Genomic DNA, 5,129 nt, shown 5'->3' on the forward strand with positions numbered 1-5,129 from the left:
AAATCCGTCCCGTTTGAAGAACTGGCATCCGTTCCTACCCCAAACTCGTTTATCAACTGGCAACGCGACAGAACCCTGAACATGCCGGCTGGCGCCCCGGGAAGCCTTGCTTATTCGTCGTCTTCCGTCAGCAACAAGTCGATCTGGGCTTTCAGGCGCTGCTTGTCTGCTTCGCGAAAGAGCTGCGGAATAAGTAGCCAGGCGCGCCTGCCGCCGGAAAGTCTGACCGGGATGCGATCGTGACTATCGGCCGCGTCTTCATCCCTGAAGAAGCTAGAGGAACGTAGCTGCGACGCCTGTGCGAGCGTTTCGCTACCCGTCTGAGCGACAGCGTCAGATGCCGTACGTGCCGGAGCATCAAACTCGTCGGCTTCAGCCGCGGAAACGACCAGTTCCTGATTCCCCTGTTCGTAGACCCGTGCGAAGTCGAAGGAGCGCCGGAGTACCCCTACCATGCTTTCGGCTGTGCTCGGCAGGAAATCCCTCTGGATTAACTCGTATCTAAGGTTTCCATCGGAGGGCAGGCCCGAGGAGTATCTGTCCAAGAGCTCGGCAAACAGCGTGGGTGTCGCAACGAACTTGCGCAGGTGTGCACGTCGCATGTCCTCGCTCGGCGCGTACTTGTAGCTCTCGACGTCTTTGGTCACGCCAAGCCGGCCGTCCGCGTGACGCTCCATCAATCCATAGTATCGGACCGAGGCGATCGCGGCCAAGGCCCGTCCGTTGTTGGCGTCTTTGTAGCCCATTCCCTGCGCGACAACGTCCGGAGGGGCGGGATTCAGCCGCTCTCTATCGTAGACCTTGAGGACGCGGTCCAATGCCTCATCCAGGGAGATGGATGGCGCCCGTGGGCTTTTCTTTCGGACGGATTCAGACGAGTTCATACTCTCCTACCTCATGACTTGAGAAGTATAACATAGTCTATACTCCATGCAATACGAATCCCAGTCTGCGCTGGGAGTTTTCTGAAGGTGTTTAGACCGCACAAGCATCACTTCTATGGAGGATATTGGGTACGCATCAAATTTTCTGCTTTCGCAAAACAAGAAAATTTAAGTGATTCGGAGTTCTTGGGTAAAATTTCTGATTTCGCGAAAAACGAAACGCATAGAAAGGTTCGACGGCATGACCAATGACAAACAGCCGGCACTAAAGCCATTCGACTTCGTTCTGGCTGTCAAGATTGCAGTTAACAGAAACCAGAACTTCCTACTCGCTCAACTTGCGGACGAATTCCAAGTGTCCCTTTCCACTATTCACGGATCCCTGAGTCGAGCCGAATCGGCACGCCTGCTAAGCCGATCGGCCGGATCGCTCCGAGCGCTGAGGCCTGGCATACAAGAGTTCGCGATCCACGGCCTGAAATATGCCTTCCCGGCGGTGGTCGGTCGTGCGGGCCGGGGTCTAGCGACCGCGATAGGGGCGCCGGTTCTGGCCAAGCACTTCGAGGCTACCGACGGACCGGTGCCGGTCTGGGCCGACCCAGACGGCAAGACCTTTGGCTACGAGGTGATCCCGCTTCACCCGTCAGTGCCAAAGGTGGCATCGAAGGACCCAGGCCTTTATGACGTGCTCGCGCTGGTCGACGCCCTTCGGGTTGGCGCAGCGAGGGAAAGAGAAATTGCCCTCAACGAACTTACGGTGAGGCTTTGATGGCCGATGACCCAAACATTTCTGTCGTGAGCCTCGTGGCGCACGCCCTCGGCGACCACAGCGCGGAGTTCATGCTCGTCGGAGGATGTGCTGTGGGCCTCTTGATCTCCGATCCCGGGAGGCCCCCTGTGCGGCAAACGGCTGACGTGGATCTCGTGGCGGAGGTCACCTCACTAAGCGACTACTACGTCTCACTAGACAAGTTGAAAGAATCTGGATTCAAGGAGGACCAATCTGACGACCACATGTGTCGGCTGAAGAAGGGCCATCTCATCGTCGACGTGATGCCGACCAAAGAGGTCCTAGGCCACTCGGTCAATCGGTGGTACGCAGACGCGGTCCAGTGGAGTCGATCAGTAGCCCTTCCGGGTGGACACACGATCAGCGTAATCACTGCGCCATTTTTTGTCGCCACTAAGCTTGAGTCTTTCAACAGCCGCGGTGGGGGCGATTTCCTTCATCACGATATGGAGGACATCCTTAGCGTCGTGGATGGCAGGGAGGAGCTTCCAGCGGAACTAGCTGACGCACCCGCAGCAGTACGAGACTTCATCCGCGAAGAGGTCGATGGATACCTTGCAGACGAGACTTTCGTCGACCAGTTGGAATGGCTATTCCCGCAAGGAAGGTCCGGGGTCGTGCTGCTTCGTCTGCGACAACTAGCAGGACTAGCCTGACGGGCGAGTAAGCCTCCAAGAGCGTGTCTCTCTACTGAGGCCTCCGCGCAGATAGAGACGGCAACGGATCTGAGTCCAAACAAGCGTCCGCCTTCACGGTCAGCAGACGTCTGGACGCCCTCGCCCGAGTGGCCGCAATCAGTCGAGGCTGTGTGGAAACAGTTTCGGCGGCTAGCCCGACCTACGCCCTCATTGCCGCCACCAGCCTTTCTGTACCCAGGATATTGATCACTCGCTGCAGGTTGTAGGCCAGAACAACCTGCAAACTCATCTCGGTTCGCACGCGCGGCAGTGTCCTGGTGCGGAAGTGGGCGGCTCCCATCCAGGTCTTCAGCGTGCCGAACACGTGCTCTACCGTGCACTGTCGAAGGCGAGAGGCAGCGGGTGCGCCATCGAGGCGAGCCTGAACAACCTCCAGCACGTCTTCATGCTCCCATCGGCTGATGCGCCGATAGGGCGCTGGCGTGCATTGTTCTTTGAGATGGCAACCTGGACAGGCCGATGACCAGTACTTGTGCAGCGTCTTACCGTCCTCGACTGCGGTGAATCGGCGGATAGCCGCCTGCCCAGCAGGACGTCGGTACTCGTCGCGCTCGCTGTCGTAGATGAAGTCTCGCTTGTCGAAGCGGCCTTCGAACTTCCCGCCCGAGGTCAATGGCTTGGGCACCATCGTCGCGATGCCCGCGCGCTCGCACTCAAGAATCTGGTATCCCTCGAAGTAACCTCGGTCGGCCAGGACGATCAGGCTTGGGTGTGCGGTTGCTTCTTTGACAGCCTTTGCCATCGCGGCCAACTGCCCGCGATCTGTCACTGCGTTGGTCACCTCATGCGCAACGATCAGGTGGTGTCTGGCGTCGACCGCAGTCTGGACGTTGTATCCCACCACCGCAGAGCCCAAGCGACTCGTTGCCATGGAGCGAGCGTCGGGATCGGTGAATGAGATCTGCCGCTCCTGCGAGGACTGCAGATGCGCCTCGATCTCGCCCAGGTCCCGCATCTGCGCCTTGATCTTGGTGATCTTTTCCTTCAGACGCGCCACCCGGTCTGGAAGGACGATCGTGGGATCGCGGTCGGCGCGATCAAGCTCGCTCAGGTACCGGCTGATGCTGTGCTCCAGTTGCTGCATCCGAACCTGGACCTTGTGGCTCGTGAAGTTCTTGTCCCGGTTGTTGACCGCCTTGAACTTGCTGCCGTCAATGGCAACGATACCGTCAGTCAGCAGCTTGAGCCGGCGGCAGAGCAAAACGAACTCGCGGCACACCCTTCGAATGGCATCTCCGTGGTCCTTGCGGAAGTCGGCTGTGGTCTTGAAGTCCGGGGTCAGGCGGCCGGTCAGCCACATCAGCTCAACATTGCGCTGGGCCTCGCGCTCCAGACGCCTGCTCGACTGGACCTGGTTGAGATAGCCGTAGATGTAGAGCTTCAGGAGCACCGCCGGGTGGTAAGACGGTCGACCGGTTGCCGCAGGCTTCGCACCCTCGAAGCCGAGATGGTGCAAGTCGAGCTCATCGACGAAGACATCGACGACCCGCACCGGGTTGTCCTCCGCGATGTAGTCGTCCAGGCACTCAGGCAGCAGCGTGATCTGGCTACGTGCTTCGCCCTCGATGAATCGCTTCATGTGGCTCACCCAAAGTCGCGTTGCCGAACAGTACGCGATCAGAGCGGTCGTTCAAAGCGTTTTCACACAGCCTCAGTCTGAAGCAGTCCTCCGGACGCAAAGAGTCGGCTGTCCAGCGTTCGCAGTCGAACGAGCAGGCGCTCCGAACGTCGTGGACATCCGGCCCCATGTGTATTGGGCTGGCCACTCGCAGCGCATCCAGGCAAGCGGCCAAAGGCGTTCGTCTCGTGCTCTGTCACAACGCGCGGGTGTCATCCGTCTTTCAGGGCGATGGGCCGGGTTCCCGGCCGTCGAAGTCTCCCTCCTGAAAGGATCGAACACCATGAATCGCGCGAACTGGTTCGCTGTCTCTCCGGAAGGTGCAAAGGCCGTCAGCGTCCTGCACCACCACGTCGTGAACGACACCCATCTGCCCAGCACGCTCATCCATCTGGTCTTCCTGCGTGTGTCGCAGATCAACGGGTGTGCCCACTGCATCGACATTCACACCCGAGACTTGCTCAAAGAGGGCATGTCGGTCGACAAAATGGTGCTGGTTCCGGTCTGGCACGAAGCGCAGTACCTCTTTACGGAGCAGGAGCGTGCCGCATTGGCGTGGTCAGAGGAAGTCACGCGCGTGAGCGAAACGCACGCATCCGACGAGGCCTACGCAGCCGCACTGGCCGTGTTCGGCGAGAAGGACCTGGTGGACTTGACCTTGACCATCGCGGCCATGAACGCCATCAACCGGCTCGGCATCAGCTTCCGCCTGAAGCCCCGCGCGAGGCCTCAGTCCCGGCAGTAGCCTTCCCCGGTGCGCACCTTCAGGCAGTCCTTCTTGTCCGCCAACCACTTCATCCCCGTCCCCGCGCCATCGCTGGCCGTCAGCGTTTCGCGCTGGCCGTCGCGCTCGAATTCGATCTTCTCGCCCGCCGCCCTGCCCACGAAGGTGCGCGGCCCGTCCAGGTTCTGCACGGTGACCTCGTAGTGACCGCTGCCGCCCGTGATGCGAACGAAGGTCCCTTCGGGGCCGTTCCACTGGCCGATCCATTGGTCGGTGGCGGGCGTCGGCGGGGGGGTCGTGGGCGCGGGGGGCGGTGCGGGGGAAGCGGTCGGCGCTGGTGCGGGCGTGTCGGCGGGCTCGCGGGTCCCGCAGGGCGCGGGGGGAAGGGGCCGGGGCAGGGGCGGCCGCCGGGGGC

Annotated in this window: 6 protein-coding genes; 3 read left to right on the plus strand and 3 right to left on the minus strand. The window is 60.6% G+C overall.

The features are described from left to right. Window positions 1-110: 110 nt before the first annotated feature. Window positions 111-884 (minus strand): hypothetical protein, encoded by a 774-nt coding sequence (locus tag BN948_RS25070; protein ID WP_035624748.1) that lies wholly within the window; start codon window positions 882-884, stop codon window positions 111-113. A 241-nt stretch (window positions 885-1,125) separates the two neighbouring features. On the opposite strand from BN948_RS25070, the gene BN948_RS25075 reads away from it, so the two are divergent. Both BN948_RS25075 and BN948_RS25080 read left to right on the plus strand, forming a co-directional pair. Then, window positions 1,126-1,653, plus strand: coding sequence for a hypothetical protein (locus tag BN948_RS25075; RefSeq protein ID WP_035624750.1), 528 nt, complete (start codon window positions 1,126-1,128; stop codon window positions 1,651-1,653). After that, window positions 1,653-2,330, plus strand: coding sequence for a hypothetical protein (locus BN948_RS25080; RefSeq protein ID WP_035624752.1), 678 nt, complete (start codon window positions 1,653-1,655; stop codon window positions 2,328-2,330). The genes BN948_RS25075 and BN948_RS25080 overlap by 1 nt, the downstream gene beginning before the upstream one ends. A gap of 181 nt (window positions 2,331-2,511) precedes the next feature. Here BN948_RS25080 and BN948_RS25085 read toward each other — a convergent pair whose 3' ends face one another. Next, window positions 2,512-3,951 carry an IS1182 family transposase gene (locus BN948_RS25085; protein WP_009514966.1) on the minus strand — a complete coding sequence of 480 codons (1,440 nt, stop codon included), beginning with the start codon at window positions 3,949-3,951 and terminating at the stop codon, window positions 2,512-2,514. A gap of 322 nt (window positions 3,952-4,273) precedes the next feature. Here BN948_RS25085 and BN948_RS25090 point away from each other — a divergent pair, with 322 nt between their 5' ends. Continuing rightward, window positions 4,274-4,735, plus strand: a complete 462-nt coding sequence (locus BN948_RS25090) for a carboxymuconolactone decarboxylase family protein (protein ID WP_009514967.1) — start codon at window positions 4,274-4,276, stop codon at window positions 4,733-4,735. On the opposite strand, the gene BN948_RS26970 is transcribed toward BN948_RS25090, so the two are convergent. Next, window positions 4,720-5,129, minus strand: a 410-nt coding sequence (locus BN948_RS26970) for a hypothetical protein (RefSeq protein ID WP_162182760.1), incomplete at its 5' end; no start/stop codon positions are given. The genes BN948_RS25090 and BN948_RS26970 overlap by 16 nt on opposite strands.

Source organism: Hydrogenophaga intermedia, assembly GCF_000723405.1.
In the GTDB taxonomy this organism is placed as follows: Bacteria; Pseudomonadota; Gammaproteobacteria; order Burkholderiales; family Burkholderiaceae_C; genus Hydrogenophaga; species Hydrogenophaga intermedia.